The organism is Streptomyces roseofulvus (genome assembly GCF_039534915.1).
Taxonomy (GTDB): domain Bacteria; phylum Actinomycetota; class Actinomycetes; order Streptomycetales; family Streptomycetaceae; genus Streptomyces; species Streptomyces roseofulvus.
Genome location: NZ_BAAAWE010000001.1, coordinates 2,418,079 through 2,433,026, shown reverse-complemented (window position 1 = coordinate 2,433,026; position 14,948 = coordinate 2,418,079). Strand labels below are relative to the sequence as shown.

At 73.4% G+C, this 14,948-nt stretch carries 14 protein-coding genes and 1 pseudogene; 4 read left to right on the top strand and 11 right to left on the bottom strand.

The genetic code is table 11. From position 1 onward, the window contains the following. Window positions 1-214: 214 nt before the first annotated feature. The 4 genes and pseudogenes from ABFY03_RS11210 to ABFY03_RS11195 all read right to left on the bottom strand — a co-directional run. Window positions 215-568 (bottom strand): annotated as a pseudogene (locus ABFY03_RS11210) (DUF6891 domain-containing protein); the annotation flags it as partial. A 69-nt stretch (window positions 569-637) separates the two neighbouring features. Further along, window positions 638-1,669: a glutamine synthetase gene (glnII, locus tag ABFY03_RS11205; protein WP_319011887.1), complete on the bottom strand. Its 1,032-nt coding sequence runs from the start codon at window positions 1,667-1,669 to the stop codon at window positions 638-640. Between the two features lie 189 nt (window positions 1,670-1,858). Further along, a complete protein-coding gene (locus ABFY03_RS11200; RefSeq protein ID WP_319011888.1) occupies window positions 1,859-3,007 on the bottom strand; it encodes an ARPP-2 domain-containing protein in 1,149 nt (382 codons plus the stop codon). Continuing rightward, window positions 3,004-4,419, bottom strand: coding sequence for a hypothetical protein (locus ABFY03_RS11195; RefSeq protein WP_319011889.1), 1,416 nt, complete (start codon window positions 4,417-4,419; stop codon window positions 3,004-3,006). The genes ABFY03_RS11200 and ABFY03_RS11195 overlap by 4 nt, the downstream gene beginning before the upstream one ends. Window positions 4,420-4,618: 199 nt before the next feature. Here ABFY03_RS11195 and ABFY03_RS11190 point away from each other — a divergent pair, with 199 nt between their 5' ends. Continuing rightward, entirely contained in the window at window positions 4,619-5,527 is a 909-nt protein-coding gene (locus ABFY03_RS11190; RefSeq protein ID WP_346169804.1) for a Gfo/Idh/MocA family protein, read from the top strand. 32 nt (window positions 5,528-5,559) lie between these two features. Here the strand turns inward: ABFY03_RS11190 and ABFY03_RS11185 are convergent, their stop codons facing one another. Continuing rightward, window positions 5,560-5,922 carry an arsenate reductase family protein gene (locus tag ABFY03_RS11185; protein WP_346169803.1) on the bottom strand — a complete coding sequence of 121 codons (363 nt, stop codon included), beginning with the start codon at window positions 5,920-5,922 and terminating at the stop codon, window positions 5,560-5,562. 123 nt (window positions 5,923-6,045) lie between these two features. Here ABFY03_RS11185 and ABFY03_RS11180 point away from each other — a divergent pair, with 123 nt between their 5' ends. Continuing rightward, a complete protein-coding gene (locus ABFY03_RS11180) occupies window positions 6,046-6,321 on the top strand; it encodes a hypothetical protein (protein ID WP_346169802.1) in 276 nt (91 codons plus the stop codon). Window positions 6,322-6,409: 88 nt separating this feature from the next. On the opposite strand, the gene glnA is transcribed toward ABFY03_RS11180, so the two are convergent. Further along, entirely contained in the window at window positions 6,410-7,831 is a 1,422-nt protein-coding gene (glnA, locus tag ABFY03_RS11175; RefSeq protein WP_319011892.1) for a type I glutamate--ammonia ligase, read from the bottom strand. A gap of 221 nt (window positions 7,832-8,052) precedes the next feature. Here glnA and ABFY03_RS11170 point away from each other — a divergent pair, with 221 nt between their 5' ends. Next, on the top strand, window positions 8,053-8,520 hold the full coding sequence (locus ABFY03_RS11170) for an RDD family protein (RefSeq protein ID WP_346169801.1): 468 nt from the start codon (window positions 8,053-8,055) through the stop codon (window positions 8,518-8,520). Between the two features lie 81 nt (window positions 8,521-8,601). On the opposite strand, the gene ABFY03_RS11165 is transcribed toward ABFY03_RS11170, so the two are convergent. The 4 genes from ABFY03_RS11165 to lipB form a co-directional block, all read right to left on the bottom strand. Then, on the bottom strand, window positions 8,602-9,312 hold the full coding sequence (locus ABFY03_RS11165) for a DUF4191 domain-containing protein (protein WP_030496770.1): 711 nt from the start codon (window positions 9,310-9,312) through the stop codon (window positions 8,602-8,604). Between the two features lie 10 nt (window positions 9,313-9,322). Beyond that, a complete protein-coding gene (locus tag ABFY03_RS11160; RefSeq protein WP_031014074.1) occupies window positions 9,323-9,538 on the bottom strand; it encodes an SCO2195 family GlnR-regulated protein in 216 nt (71 codons plus the stop codon). A 240-nt stretch (window positions 9,539-9,778) separates the two neighbouring features. Beyond that, window positions 9,779-10,747, bottom strand: coding sequence for a lipoyl synthase (lipA, locus tag ABFY03_RS11155; RefSeq protein WP_319008023.1), 969 nt, complete (start codon window positions 10,745-10,747; stop codon window positions 9,779-9,781). A gap of 102 nt (window positions 10,748-10,849) precedes the next feature. Next, window positions 10,850-11,659 carry a lipoyl(octanoyl) transferase LipB gene (gene lipB / locus ABFY03_RS11150; protein WP_319008024.1) on the bottom strand — a complete coding sequence of 270 codons (810 nt, stop codon included), beginning with the start codon at window positions 11,657-11,659 and terminating at the stop codon, window positions 10,850-10,852. A 318-nt stretch (window positions 11,660-11,977) separates the two neighbouring features. On the opposite strand from lipB, the gene ABFY03_RS11145 reads away from it, so the two are divergent. Then, window positions 11,978-13,477: an NsdA family TPR-like regulatory protein gene (locus tag ABFY03_RS11145; protein ID WP_319008025.1), complete on the top strand. Its 1,500-nt coding sequence runs from the start codon at window positions 11,978-11,980 to the stop codon at window positions 13,475-13,477. A 6-nt stretch (window positions 13,478-13,483) separates the two neighbouring features. Here ABFY03_RS11145 and ABFY03_RS11140 read toward each other — a convergent pair whose 3' ends face one another. Beyond that, window positions 13,484-14,806 carry an NAD(P)/FAD-dependent oxidoreductase gene (locus tag ABFY03_RS11140; RefSeq protein WP_346172237.1) on the bottom strand — a complete coding sequence of 441 codons (1,323 nt, stop codon included), beginning with the start codon at window positions 14,804-14,806 and terminating at the stop codon, window positions 13,484-13,486. Window positions 14,807-14,948 lie beyond the last annotated feature (142 nt).

Here is a 14,948-nt window from a genome sequence, read left to right as displayed (position 1 = left end):
TCGCGGCTTTAGAGGGCCGACGCGTTCCTCACGCGCCGACAGCACCGGTCGAAGTCGTGGTGCTGCCGGGAAGGCCAGAACGGCTCGAGGTCATGCCGACCCCGCGCGCTGTCGTTCTGGATGCTGGCCATATCCCTATTAAACCAGCAGGGAACCTCTTCGGGCAGCCACCCGCCACCCATCGGCCGTTCCGTCCCACCCACCGGACACCGCCTCAGCCCACCAGCCGTCTGCGCCAGTTCAACCCCGTCACCAGGATCGCCGCCTGCGGATCGCCGTCCGCCGCGGTCTCCGTGCACTGGCGGTGGAAGTAGACGAAGCCGCGCGCCTCGTCGGCGCCCTCCTCCGCCCCGATCTCCGCCGTCCCGCACGTGCGGCAGCAGGTGAAGTGCTCACGGGCGACGATTCCGGCCCGCTCCAGCCCCGCGAAGGCCGCCGTCAGCCGCTCCGGGTCCGTGACGCCCTCCCAGCCGGCCGACTCCGCGACCCGCTCCAGCCACAGCCGGTCCACCAGCGCCTCGGCCTGCTCCCGGCCCACCGGCCGGTCGTCCCCCGAGACCAGGTACTGCGCGGGCCCGGGAACGCGACAGTGCCCGCCGGTGGAACCGGCGGGCACTGTCGGGGAGCTGGTGGGGGATCAGACCTGGCCGGCCTTGGCGAGGGCCTCGCAGCAGGTGTCCACCAGGAGGCGGGTCACCACGTACGGGTCGACGTTCGCGTTCGGACGGCGGTCCTCGATGTAGCCCTTCTGGTCCTGCTCGACCTGCCACGGGATGCGGACCGAGGCGCCGCGGTCGGAGACGCCGTAGGAGTACTTGTCCCACGGGGCGGTCTCGTGCAGACCGGTCAGGCGGTCGTCGATGCCGGCGCCGTAGTTCTTGACGTGGTCGAGCGGCTTCGAGCCCTCGCCCAGCGACTCGCACGCGGTGATGATCGCGTCGTAGCCCTCGCGCATCGCCTTCGTGGAGAAGTTGGTGTGCGCGCCGGCGCCGTTCCAGTCGCCCTTCACCGGCTTCGGGTCGAGCGTCGCGGAGACGTTGAAGTCCTCGGCCGTGCGGTAGAGCAGCCAGCGGGCGACCCACAGCTGGTCGGAGACCTCGAGCGGCGCCAGCGGGCCGACCTGGAACTCCCACTGGCCGGGCATGACCTCGGCGTTGATGCCGGAGATGCCCAGACCCGCCTTGAGGCAGTTCTCCAGGTGGGCCTCGACGATCGGACGGCCGTGGATCTCGTCCACGCCGACGCCGCAGTAGTAGCCGCCCTGCGGGGCCGGGAAGCCGTTGACCGGGAAGCCGAGCGGACGGGTGCCCTCGAAGAAGGTGTACTCCTGCTCGATGCCGAAGATCGGCTCCTGGGAGGCGTACTTCGCGGCGACCTCGGCCAGCGCGGCACGGGTGTTGGACTCGTGCGGCGTCATGTCCGTGTTGAGGACCTCGCACAGCACCAGGACGTCGTTGCCGCCGCGGATCGGGTCCGGGCACGAGAAGACCGGCTTGAGCACGCGGTCCGAGGCGTGGCCCTTGGCCTGGTTGGTGCTGGAACCGTCGAAGCCCCAGATCGGCAGCTCCGCCAGCGGCAGCCCCTCGCCCGCGAGGATCTTCGTCTTCGAGCGAAGCTTCGCGGTCGGCTCGGTGCCGTCGATCCAGATGTACTCAGCCTTGAAGGTCACGGGGTCATCCTTAGGGCGTGGCGTGCTGCTGCGGGGATCCGCGGCGGCTCGCGGCGCTGCGAGAAGCTGCGGTGGCGGCGCCGAACGCCCGGCCGGGACCCGGCCTGCCGTCTGGAGCGCCTTTCGTGTGACCGCAGCTTCGCAACACGGGATTTCCCTTCGGTTGCCCGTTTGTGAACCCCGTGTTACTCAGCCTTCCCGCGCATTCCGGGCCGCCTGTGCGAGCCCGTGCGCGTCGAGCAGCGCTCCGAACCCGGCCGCCCGGATCCGCCGGACCAGCTCCTCCCGCGCGATCCCCAGCGCCTCCGCCGTCCGCCCCGGGTGCCAGTCGCAGGACGCCAGCCGGCGGAGCAGGTAACCCCGCCTGACCTGCGCGTCCGAGAGCCGGAAGGTCTTCAGATAGGCCGTCCGCCCCTTGTGGTCGGTGATCAGCTCGCCGATGTGCTGCCCCCGCCCGTCCCGCGCGAACGGCGGCAGGAACCGGTACAGCGCGAAGGACCCCATCCGGTACGCCCGCTCGAAGGCGTACGGGGTGTCGAGGAGGTCCCGCGCCATCAGCCCGTCGTGCGCGACCGCCCAGCGCCGCTCCTGCTCCCGGGCCGCCGCCCGCAGGTCCGCGAGGTCCCGGATACCGCCGGCGCCGTCCCGGATCCGGGCGGTGAACTCGGGCACCGGACCCCCGTAGTACGCGTACTGGTGCACCAGCTCCCCGTACAGGTCCTCCACCAGCGTCGGGTGCAGCAGCCGGTAGTCCTCCGGGTGCGGGACGACGAAGGCCGCGGCCAGGGCGTCCGCCGTGTACACGAGCACCCCGCACTGCCCCGGGTGCAGCTCGAACACCCGCAGCGCCTCCGCGAGCCCCGGCACCTCCCACCCCGCGTAGGCCGCCTCCGCGCGCGGCGACAGGCCCCGCCGCAGCGCGGCCCGCGACCACTCCTCCCACAGCACGCTCGGCCCGCCGAAGTGCAGCGACAGATACCCCTCCAGCGCGAGGTGGAGCGGCAGGAACCGCAGCCGCCGCTCGCCGCGCACCCGCCGGGCGAGCCGGCGGTGCGGGGCGCGGACGGGCACGCCGGCCGGCGGCGCGTCGCCCAGCCGGGTCCCGTACGCCGCCTCCTCGCGTCCCGCCCCCGACCAGTCCGCGACGAAGCCGTGCGGGACGTACGACGTGTACACCGTGCCGTCCCCGACGTCCACGCGGCCGTCCGCCGCCTCGTACACCTCCCGGCTCAGCCGCAGCCCCGGCACCGGCTCGGCCCGCACCAGCGGCACGAGCCGCACCCCGCCCCACACCTGCGCGGGCCGGGTGTCGAGCCCGGTCAGATCGATCCGCGTCACGCCGTCCGTCCCTTCTCGTGCGCAGCGAGCAGGTCCGCCACCCGCCGGTCCAGATAGGCGCGCAGCTCGGTCAGCCCGGTCCGCCCCTCCGCGAACCCGGCGATCTCCACCAGCGCCGGCAGGTCCTCCGCGTCCCGGATCCCGACGGCGGGCACCGAGGGCCCCAGCCGGCGCACGTCGAAGACCCCCGCGTCGTATACGGGGTTCACATGGACCGCGGCCGTCCGCCGCCCCGGATCGAGCCGCGACCGCCAGACCCGCAGCACCTCGCCCGCGAGACCCGGCGGCGCGTTGTCCCAGCCGTCCGAGACGATCACCAGCCGGTCGGGGCCGCCGTCGAGCGCGTCCAGGATCCGCAGGCCGAGCGGGGTCGGCCCGTACGGTCGGACGAGCAGCGGATCCGTACCCCCCGACGTCCACAGACCGGTGTACGCCCCCGGTGCCGCCAGCGCCTCCAGGAGGAAGTGGCAGCCGAGCGCCACGGCCAGCGGCCGGCGCCGCTTCACCGCCGAACCCGACGAGGAGAAGCTGTCGTCGAGCACGGCCGCGACCCGCCCCCAGCCGCCCGCGTGCGGCCCCGCCGCCCGCCGCGCCGCCGCCCGCAGCGCCCCGGTCAGCTCCTCCCGCCGCGCCGCCCGTTCCGCGAACGGCAGCGCCAGCACGGAGAGCGCCAGCCTCGTCAGCGGCATCCCGGCCAGGTCGCCGGCGGTCCTGGCGGTTCCGGCGGCCCGGTCGGTCCGCAGCCGTTCGAGCCGCGTCATCCGGGGCGCGATCCGCTCCAGGAACGCCTCCCGGCCCACCCCGTGCCTCGCAGCGAACCCCTCCGCGACGCTGAACGGCAGCCCGTAGAGCGCGCTCTCCTCGTAGTGCGCCCGCCGGTACGCCTCCAGCGTCGGGTGCGCGTACCGCACCCGGCGCCCCGGCGCGAAGAGGAAGTCGCCGGTCTCGGCGTCGGCGGCCGGCACGTGCGCGTGCCGGAGCGCGGCCTTCACCCCGGGCCGGTACTTCACCGCGTCGAGCGCCGGGTCCGGCCGGGCGGCCAGCCACTCCCGCACGATCGCGCGGGTGCGCCGGTTGTTCACGCCCGCCTGCCGCAGCCGCCGGAACAGCCGGTACACCCGCTGCGGCGCCATCCGCGCCAGCCGGGCCGCGACGAGCCGCCCCTCCCCGTCCCCGGCCTCGCCGGGCGTGCGCAGCAGCTGCTCGACGACGAGGGCGGCGTTGTGGTCGTTGATGTCGAGCGCCAGGCAGGCGGCGTACAGCGGGCGGTAGTTGACCCGTACGTACTCGTGGAGGAAGGCCAGTGACAGCTGCTGCTCGGCGGCGGACGACCGGAACTCCCGCTGGCCGGTCGCGGTCACGGCCGCGTTGACGAACAGCAGCACGTCCTCCGCGGCGACGAGCTCGGACACGGCGTCCCCCTCCTCGCGTGTCGGCGTGCCGGCCGGGGAGAGGAGGCACGATCAGCGAAGACGTTGCTTTACCAGGCAGGTTCCGGAAGTCGTACCGAAGTCCCGCGGCCGGCACGGACGCACGCTAACCGGGCCCGGGGGAGCGGCGCCAGCCGATATCGGGTGGGAGCGGGCCGCCCCGGCCGGGCAGACTGGGCGCATGGCGATCCTCTCCGCACACCAGCGTCCCCGTATCGGACTCGTCGGCACCGGCCCCTGGGCGGCCAGGACCCACGCGCCGGCGCTCGCCGCGCACGAGGGGATCGAGTTCGCCGGGGTGTGGGGGCGGCGCCCGGAGGCGGCCGCCGAACTCGCCGCGGCCTCCGGCACGCGCGCGTACGAGGACCTGGACGTGCTGCTCGCCGAGTGCGACGCCGTGGCGGTGGCGCTCCCGCCGGACGTCCAGGCCACCGTCGCCGCCCGCGCGGCCCGGGCGGGCTGCCACCTCCTCCTCGACAAGCCGCTGGCGACCACGGTCACCGCGGCCCGCGAGGTCGCGGAGGCGGCCGACAAGGCGGACGTGACCTCGGTCGTCTTCTGCACCCTCCGCTTCGCCCCGGAGACCGCCCGCTGGATCGAGGAGCAGCGGGCGGCGGGCGGCTGGTACGTCGCCGAGGCCCGCTGGCTGGGCTCGCTCTACGCCCCCGGCTCCGAGAGCCCGTACGCGGCCTCCCCCTGGCGCCGCGACAAGGGCGGCCTCTGGGACGTCGGCCCGCACGTCCTCTCCGTCCTGCTGCCGGTCCTCGGCGACGTGACGTCCCTGACCGCGGCGAGGGGCCCGGAGGACACCCACCACCTGGTCCTCCGTCACACCTCGGGCGCGAGCAGCACCGCCACCCTCACGCTGAGCGCCCCGCCGGCGGCGGCGGGCGCGTCGATCACACTGCACGGCGCGGCGGGCCGCGCGGACCTCCCCGGCTGGAACGGCGCGGCGGAGGCGTACGGCCACGCCGTCGACGCCCTGCTGGCGGCGGCCCGCACCGGCACCCCCCACCCCTGCGACGCCCGCTTCGGCCTCCGCCTCACCGAACTCCTCACGGAGGCGGAGGTCCGCGCGGCGGCCGGCTGACCCCGCCGGCCGGCTCACCCCCGCCCGGCCGGTCAACCGCGCCCGAGCGCGTCCCGTACGGCCTCCTCCGAGCGGCCGACGACGGCCGTGCCGTCCTCGGCGGTGATGAGGGGCCGCTGGATGAGCTTCGGGTGCGCCGACAGCGCCTCGATCCACCGCTCCCGGTCCGCCGGCTCCCGCCCCCACTCCTTCAGACCGAGCTCCTTGGCGACGGCCTCGCCGGTGCGGGTGATGTCCCACGGTTCGAGCCCGAGCCGGCCGAGCACGTCCCGGATCTCCGCCGCGGAGGGCACGTCCTCCAGGTACTTCCGGACGGTGTACTCGGCGCCCTCCGCGTCGAGCAGGGTGAGGGCGCTGCGGCACTTGGAACAGGCGGGGTTGATCCAGATCTCCATCCCCTCAAACTACCGCCAAACCCCGTCCGACCAGGCCCGATTGTCAGTGGTGGCACCTAAAATAGAAGCAGAAGGCAGGGGCCCCGGGGAGGGTCCCCGCCCCCGTTCGCCAGGAGGTAGCCCGTGGCAACAGCCGTGATCCGCAGGCCGTCCATCGAACCCTTCACGCCGCTCCTGAAGAAGCCCCTCCCGGCCGGCCGCCCGCGCGAGTGGTACGTCACCCACAACCGCCGCCTGAAGGCGATGCGCCTCGCGATCGCCCTCCTCGACGCCGGCGTCTACATCCCGTCCAAGGCCACCAACGCCACCATCCGCACCACGGCCCACCGCATAGGCATCCACCCGCCCTCGGACACCACCTGCCGCCTGGTCCGCACCTTCATCCGCCAGAACCACTGACGCGGACGACGACACACGGCGAGGGCCGCCGTCCCCGGGGATTCCGGGGGCGGCGGCCCTCAGCGGTGCGTCTGGTGCGCCCTGCGGTCTAGAGGTCGTAGTAGAGCTCGAACTCGTGCGGGTGCGGGCGGAGCTGGATCGGGGCGATCTCGCTGGTGCGCTTGTAGTCGATCCAGGTCTCGATCAGGTCGGAGGTGAAGACACCGCCGGCCTGGAGGTACTCGTTGTCCTCCTCCAGGGCCTTGAGCACGGCCTCCAGGTTGGTCGGGACCTGCGGGACGCTCGCGTGCTCCTCGGGGGCGAGCTCGTACAGGTCCTTGTCGATCGGCTCCATGGGCTCGATCTTGTTCTTGACGCCGTCGAGGCCCGCGAGGAGGAGGGCGGAGAAGGCGAGGTACGGGTTCGAGGACGGGTCCGGCGCGCGGAACTCGACGCGCTTGGCCTTCGGGTTCGAGCCCGTGATCGGGATGCGCATGGCGGCGGAGCGGTTGCGCTGCGAGTAGACCAGGTTGACCGGCGCCTCGAAGCCCGGGACCAGGCGGTGGTAGGAGTTCACCGTCGGGTTGGTGAAGGCGAGCAGCGACGGGGCGTGCTTGAGGATGCCGCCGATGTAGTAGCGCGCGGTGTCCGACAGGCCCGCGTAGCCGGCCTCGTCGTAGAACAGCGGGTCGCCGTTGGACCACAGCGACTGGTGGACGTGCATGCCCGAGCCGTTGTCGCCGAAGATCGGCTTCGGCATGAAGGTCGCGGACTTGCCGTTCCGCCAGGCGACGTTCTTGATGATGTACTTGAACAGCATCAGGTCGTCGGCCGCGGCGAGCAGCGTGTTGAACTTGTAGTTGATCTCGGCCTGGCCGGCGGTGCCCACCTCGTGGTGCTGGCGCTCGACCTGGAGGCCGACCTTCTCCAGCTCCAGGGACATCTCGGCGCGCAGGTCGGCGAAGTGGTCGACCGGCGGGGCCGGGAAGTAGCCGCCCTTGTAGCGGACCTTGTAACCGCGGTTGTTCTCCTCAGCACCGGTGTTCCAGGCGCCGGCCTCGGAGTCGATGTGGTAGAAGCCCTGGTTCGCGGAGGTCTCGAAGCGGACCGAGTCGAAGACGTAGAACTCGGCCTCGGGACCGAAGTACGCGGTGTCGGCGATGCCGGTGGAGGCCAGGTACGCCTCCGCCTTCTTCGCGATGTTCCGCGGGTCACGGCTGTACTGCTCGCCCGTGATCGGGTCGTGGATGAAGAAGTTGATGTTGAGCGTCTTGTCGCGGCGGAACGGGTCCAGGCGGGCCGTCGAGAGGTCCGCGCGCAGCGCCATGTCGGACTCGTGGATGGCCTGGAAGCCGCGGATCGACGAGCCGTCGAAGGCCAGCTCCTCGGACGGGTCGAAGGCCGTCGCCGGGATCGAGAAGTGCTGCATCACGCCGGGAAGGTCACAGAAGCGGACGTCGACCATCTTGACGTCCTCGTCCCTGATGAACTTCGCGACCTCTTCGGCGTTCTGGAACCCGTGCTTGGACATCCAACTCCTCCTACTCCCGGCCCGGGGAGGGGCGGGGTTGCAGCTCGGTGATGCACCAGTGCGGTGGCGCACGCTCGGACCCGACCCTAGGCAGCCGGGATTTCTCAAGCATGACCCATTTGTTTCGTCGAAGTTAACCGGTGCGGGTGGCGGCCCTCCGTGTCGCGCCCCATCCGCACCCGGACCGAAGTGATCGAAAACGGGCGCAGTACGGTGGTCGGGTGGACAACAGGCAAGCACTCGGATCGTGGCTCTCCGGCCCCCGCGCCGCGGCGGAGCAAGCAGGCGTGGACTTCGGCTACCGGGGGCAGCAGCTGGGCCTCCCCGAGGAGGGGCCCGGCTCGATCGCCCGTCCCGGGGCGCGGCTCGGCGCGCTCGCGGTGGACTGGGGCCTGTGCAGCGTGATCGCATACGGACTCATCACCCAGAGCTATGGCCAGACCAGCCAGAACTGGGCCCTCCTCATCCTGTTCGTCATGCTCGCCCTGACTGTCGGCACCGTCGGTGCCACCCCTGGGAAGCTCCTCTTCCGCCTGCGGGTCGTCTCCGTCGCGGGCGGTCGCCTCTCGCTGCCCCGCGCCGTGCTCCGCGCCGCCCTGACCTGCCTGGCGATGCCCGCGCTCATCTGGGACCGCGACGGGCGCGGCCTCCACGACCGCCTCTCCGGCGCCGTCCAGATTCGCGCCTGAGCCCGTCCGGGCCATGACGAAGGGCGGCGCCCCGGACCTCACGGGTCCGGGGCGCCGCCCTTCGCGCGCCTTCCGTGCGCGTCAACGCATCTTTCCGCCGCGCGGCATCTTCATGCCCTTGGGCATCGGGCCCTTCGGCAGCGGCATGTTGCTCATGAGGTCGCCCATCGCCCGCAGCCGGTCGTTGGCGGCCGTCACCTGGGGACCGCTGAGCAACCGGGGCAGCTTCAGCATCTTGGTGCGGACCTTCTTGAGCGGGACCTGGCCCTGCTCCTCGTCGTTGCCGACGACGATGTCCGTCACCGGCACGTCGACCAGGATGCGGGCCATCTTCTTCTTCTCGGCCGCGAGGAGGGGCTTCAGCCGGTTCGGGTTGCCCTCGCCGACCAGGACGATGCCCTGGCGGCCGACCGCCCGGTGCACGACGTCCTGGCTGCGGTTCATCGCGACCGCGGGGGTCACGGTCCAGCCGCGCCCGATGTTCTGCAGCACCGCCGCGGCGGCGCCCGGCTGTCCCTCCATCTGCCCGAAGGCCGCCCGCTCGGCGCGCCGCCCGAAGACGATCGCCATCGCCAGGAGCGCCAGGACGAAGCCCAGGATGCCCAGGTAGACCGGGTGTCCGATCAGGAAGCCGATACCGAGGAGGACACCGAGTACGACGATGCCCACGCCGGCCACGACGAGCCCGACCTTGGGGTCGGCCTTCCGGGTCATCTTGTACGTGAGGGCGATCTGCTTCAGTCGCCCGGGGTTCGCGGCGTCAGCGCCGCCCGTGTTTGCCTTCCTCGCCATGCCTTGAAGTCTACGTGGCCCGCGACGTCCGGCCAGACGCGGCCTCCAGGACGTGCTGGGCCTCGATGCGGTCCTTGGCGCGGCGGCGGTCCTCCAGGACGGAGGTCCAGGCGTTGCGCCGGGCGGTGCGCTGTCCCGCGCCCAGGAGCAGGGACTCGACGGCGCGCAGGGCGCCGGTGACGGACGGGAGGGCACTGACGCGGACATGCGTCGACGCGGCCGGCATGAGGGGTCCTCTCTCGGGGGCGGGTGAGACGAGGTGGGGGAGCGAGCTGATGGTGGCGTTGCGTGGAACCATGCTCACAGAACGGTGTTACCAGGGCATGACCCGACGGTCAAACCCTGATGAAACGCTGATGTGGGACCCCCGGACGGCGGAGCGGCCCGTACCGCCCCGCTGAACTGCGGGGTCGTACGGGCCGCTCTCCCCGGCCGGATACCGGCGGGTAACCACGTGTGCGGCGACTCACACCGCCTGCACGGCCTCCACGTTCGCGCCCCGCTTCTCGATCGCCTGCTGGTACAGGCGCCCGGCGCGGTACGAGGAACGGACCAGCGGGCCCGACATCACGCCGGAGAAGCCGATCTGGTCGGCCTCCTCCTTCAGCTCCACGAACTCCTGCGGCTTCACCCAGCGCTCGACGGGGTGGTGACGGACCGAGGGGCGCAGGTACTGGGTGATGGTGATGAGCTCGCAGCCGGCGTCGTGCAGCTGCTTCAGCGCCTCGCTGACCTCCTCGCGGGTCTCGCCCATGCCGAGGATCAGGTTGGACTTCGTGACCAGACCGTAGTCACGGGCCTGGGTGATGACGTCCAGCGAGCGCTCGTAGCGGAAACCGGGGCGGATCCGCTTGAAGATCCGCGGGACCGTCTCGACGTTGTGCGCGAAGACCTCGGGGCGGGAGTCGAAGACCTCCTTGAGGAGCTCCGGCACCGCGTTGAAGTCGGGGGCGAGCAGCTCGACCTTGGTGCGGCCGGCGGCACGCTCCGCGGTCTGCCGGTGGATCTGGCGCACGGTCTCGGCGTAGAGCCAGGCGCCGCCGTCCTCCAGGTCGTCGCGGGCGACGCCGGTGATGGTGGCGTAGTTCAGGTCCATCGTGACGACGGACTCGCCCACGCGGCGCGGCTCGTCGCGGTCGAGGGCCTCCGGCTTGCCGGTGTCGATCTGGCAGAAGTCGCAGCGCCGGGTGCACTGGTCACCGCCGATGAGGAAGGTCGCCTCGCGGTCCTCCCAGCACTCGAAGATGTTGGGACAGCCCGCCTCCTGGCAGACCGTGTGCAGGCCCTCGCTCTTCACGAGGCTCTGCATCTTCGTGTACTCCGGACCCATCTTCGCGCGGGTCTTGATCCACTCGGGCTTGCGCTCGATGGGGGTCTGGGCGTTCCGGACCTCCAGGCGCAGCATCTTGCGTCCGTCGGGGGCGACTGCGGACACATCGGCTCCTGTAGCTTCGATTCTTCGGCGCACACCAGGGTACGCCCGTTGCTTCCATGCCTTGCTACGTCTGGCCAACCCGTGGCCAGAGCCCGGCATTCCTCAGGCGGACGCGGTCTCCACCGGCCGCTCGATCTCCCGCGGCCTGAGCTCCGCGTTCTCCAGGACGTCCCGCAGGTGCCTCTCCACCACCGGGAGGACCTCCTCGATGGTGAGGTCGCGGCCCAGCTCGTTGGCGAGCGAGGTGACCCCCGCGTCGCGGATGCCGCACGGGATGATCCGGTCGAACCAGGCGTTGTCCGGGTTCACGTTGAGCGCGAAGCCGTGCATGGTGACGCCCTTGGCGACCCGGATGCCGATGGCGGCGAGCTTGCGGTCCTCGCGGCGCTGGCCGGCGTTGGACGGGGCGTACTCGGGGCCGTTCAGGCGCGGGTCGAACTCCTCGTCCGTCAGCCGCGGGTCGAAGTCCAGCGAGAGCCCGCCCAGCGAGGGCCGCTGCTCCACCGGGTCGCCCAGCACCCAGACGCCGCTGCGGCCCTCGACCCGGGTGGTCTCCACCCCGAACTCGGCGGCGGTGCGGATCAGGGCCTCCTCCAGGCGGCGCACATGGGCGACGACGTCCACCGGGCGGGGCAGCTTGAGGATCGGGTAGCCGACGAGCTGGCCGGGGCCGTGCCAGGTGATCTTCCCGCCGCGGTCCACGTCGACGACCGGGGTCCCGTCGAGCGGCCGCTCGCTCTCCGCCGTGCGGCGGCCGGCGGTGTAGACCGGCGGGTGCTCCAGGAGCAGACAGGTGTCGCCGGTCTCGTCGGCGAACCGCGCGGCGTGCACCTCGCGCTGCTTGTCCCAGGCCACCTGGTACTCGACGGCGTCCTCGCCGAAGCCCAGGCGGACGAATTGCAGCTCACTCACGGCCATGCCTCCTCCTGGGTGCCCGCGGCCGGGTTCCGGGGATCGTCCCGGGGCGGGAGCCGGCCCGGCACCCTGCGTCTTACGCGCCCCTGCCACTGTACGGCGACCCCGCGCGAACGTTCGGGGCAGGTGGAGGCGTATCCGGAGAGGGACCCGGGTCAGCGGAGGTTGGCAACGGGGGTTCCGGTTCCTCACACGATCGGATGAATGTGGGGCGAAGCTGGCGGTACGGGCCGGGATGACCGCTACATTCACGCCGTTCCAGCAGGGTCGAAACGGGCTGCCACCTGCGCCCGAAGGCAGGAGACCGCACAGCCGATGACGGAACGACCACCGCAGCGCGTCCCGAACCGCCAGCTCGCCGCGCTCATCGCCGAAGCCGGGTTCTCCAACGCGGGGCTCGCCAGAAGGGTGGACCAGCTGGGCCTGGAGCACGGGCTCGACCTGCGGTACGACAAGACGTCCGTGACCCGGTGGCTGCGCGGGCAGCAGCCGCGGGGCACCACGCCCGCGCTCATCGCCGAGGTCTTCACCCGCCGCCTCGGCCGCCGGCTCTCCGCCCAGGACCTCGGCCTCGACGCCTGCGCGCCCGTCTACGCGGGCCTGGAGTTCGCCGCCACCCCCGAGGAGGCCGTGGACATCGTCAGCGGGCTCTGGCGCAAGGACTCCGGCAGCCACGCCGAACTCCGCAAGATCGCCTTCACCCCCGCCGGACTCGTGGTGCCCAGCCGCGACTGGCTGATCGGCCGCGCCGACGACCGGGTCGCCCGCGGCGAGCCCGCCCCGCCCGTGCCGGTGGTCCGCCCCGGCGGGACCGGCGGCGGGCCGGTCCGGGCGATCGGCACCGACCCCCGGGTGCCCGCGCAGGGCCGCTTCTCCGTGCCCCGCCAGCGCGGCACCGAGCGCGGCCCCGGCCAGCGCGTCACCGGCGGCGACGTCGCCGCCCTCCGCTCCGTCGGCGACCTCTTCCGCACCCTCGACCACGCCTACGGCGGCGGCCACGCCCGCCAGGCCCTCGTCCGCTACCTGGAGCACGAGGCCGAGCCCATGCTCCGCGGCACCTACGGCGAGGCCACCGGAAGGCGCCTCTTCGCCGCCGCCGCCGACCTCACCCGGCTCGCCGGCTGGACCTCGTACGACATCGCCGCCCACGGCCTCGCCCAGCGCTACTTCGTGCAGGCGCTGCGCCTCGCCCAGGCCGCCGGCGACCGCGCCTACGGCTCCTACGTGCTCCTCACCATGAGCTGCCAGGCCGTCTACCTCGGCCACGGGCGGGAGGCCGTGCAGCTCGCCCGGGTCGCCCAGCAGGGCGTCGGCTCCGCCGCGCCCCCCGTCGTCCAGGCGATGCTGCACGCCGTCGAGGCCCGCGGCCACGCCGTCCTCTCCGAGGCCCGCGCGTGCAGCGCCTCCCTGGTCCGCGCCGAGCGGGCCCTGGAGGCCGCCCGGCCCGGCGACGACGTGCCCTCCTGGGCCCGCTCCTTCGACGAGGCCCAGCTCGCCGACGAGCTCGGCCACTGCCACCGCGACCTCCAGCAGTACCGCCCCGCCGCCCAGCACGCCGAACGGGCCCTCCAGCTCCGGGCCCCGGGCTACGCCCGCAGCAGGCTCTTCTGCCGGGTCGTCCTCGCCACCGCCCGGCTCGCCCTCGGCGAGCTGGACCAGGCGTGCGCGCTGGGCGCCGAGGCCGCCCAGCAGGCCGCCGAGATGCGCTCGGCCCGTGCGATCGAGTACGTCCGCGACTTCGAGCGCCGCCTGGAGCCGTACCGGGACGCCCCGCCCGTCCGCACCTACCGCGACCGGGTGGCCGCCCTCGGCTAGCCCCGGCTAGGCGGCCTCCTCCTCCGCCTCCTCCAGGACCGGCGGGCGCAGCCCCAGGTCCGCGAGGACGGCGCCGGCGGCGCGCCCCCCGGTGGCCAGCGTGGACCGCAGGGTGCCCGCCCCGCGGTGGTCGCCGCACACGTACAGGCCCGCGAGCAGCCGCACCGAACGGCACGGGTCGTGCGCCGGCGGAGTGGCGAGCACCGCGTCCCGGGTGTGGTGCAGGGCCAGCAGCTCCCACTCGTCCGTGGAGGTGCCGTACAGGGCCGCCAGGTGCTTGCGGACCCGCCGCTCGGCGTCGTCCGGCGGCGTCCCGAGGACCGTCGAGGTGATCAGCGGCCGGCCCGCCGGCGCCCGCGTCGGGTCCACCGCGCTCATCACCGCCGTGTGCGCCACCGGCCCGCCCGGATCCGACTCCACGAGCAGCGCCGGCTCCGTCGTGGGCGCCACCGGCGCCGTGTGGTGCAGCACCGTCACCGGGTGGTACGCGGGCACCCGCAGGCCCGGCAGCAGCGCGGCCGCCGTCCGCGCGCCCGTCGCGAGGACCACCGCCCGGCAGCGGACCGTGCCGTGCTCCGCCGTGCCGACCCGGGCCGCCGACACCTCGGTGACCCGGACCCCGGTCCGTACCGTGCCCGGCGGCAGCAGCGCCGCGAGCCGCTCCGGCACGACCGCGGACCCGCCCTCCGGCACCGACACCCGGCCCCGGGCGAAGGCCCGCAGCGCCAGATCGGCCCGCCGGCTCGACACCGCCAGGTCCGGATCGGCGAGGAGGGCCGCGAGCAGCGGCCGCAGCACCGTCTGCACGGTCCTGGCCGGCAGCCGGCCCGACAGCGCCTCCCGCGCGGTCCGGTCCGGCCGGGCGAGCAGCCGCTGCGTCGGCGTCGCCGCCAGCCGCACCAGCGAGGCGCCGAGCCGCGCCTGGTCCAGCGAGGCGGCCGGATGCCGGGGGGCGCTCGCGAGGGCGCGCGCCACGGTCAGCGCGCCCCTGCGGTTCCGGGGGTGCGGGGCGCCCCAGCGGGCGTACCGCCCGTCGGAGTGGATCAGCACCCCGGGCGCGAAGGGGCGCGGCACCACGCCGTCGAGGCCCGGGAGGGCCCGCAGCTCCTCCGGCGAGAGGGTGAGCAGCCGCCCCACCCGGTCGAGCCGGAAGCCGTCGGTCCGGCCGGTGGCGTGCCGGCCGCCGACGAACGGCTCGGCCTCCAGGACGGCGACCGAGAGCCCGGCCCCGGTCAGCCGCCGGGCCGCCGTCAGCCCGGCGATCCCGGCGCCGACGACGACCACGTCGACCTCGTCGAGTTCGTCCGTGTGCTGTGTCTGTCGTGCCAGCTGTGCGCTGCGTGCGGTACTGAGCACGTGCCCCTCCCCAGGTCTGCGCCGCCTGTTGGGGGCCTATGCCCCCAACCGGCCCCCGGAATGCCCGAGTTCGCGATCCGTGTCGACTGGTGGGCACCGAGGGTAGGCAGCGCTC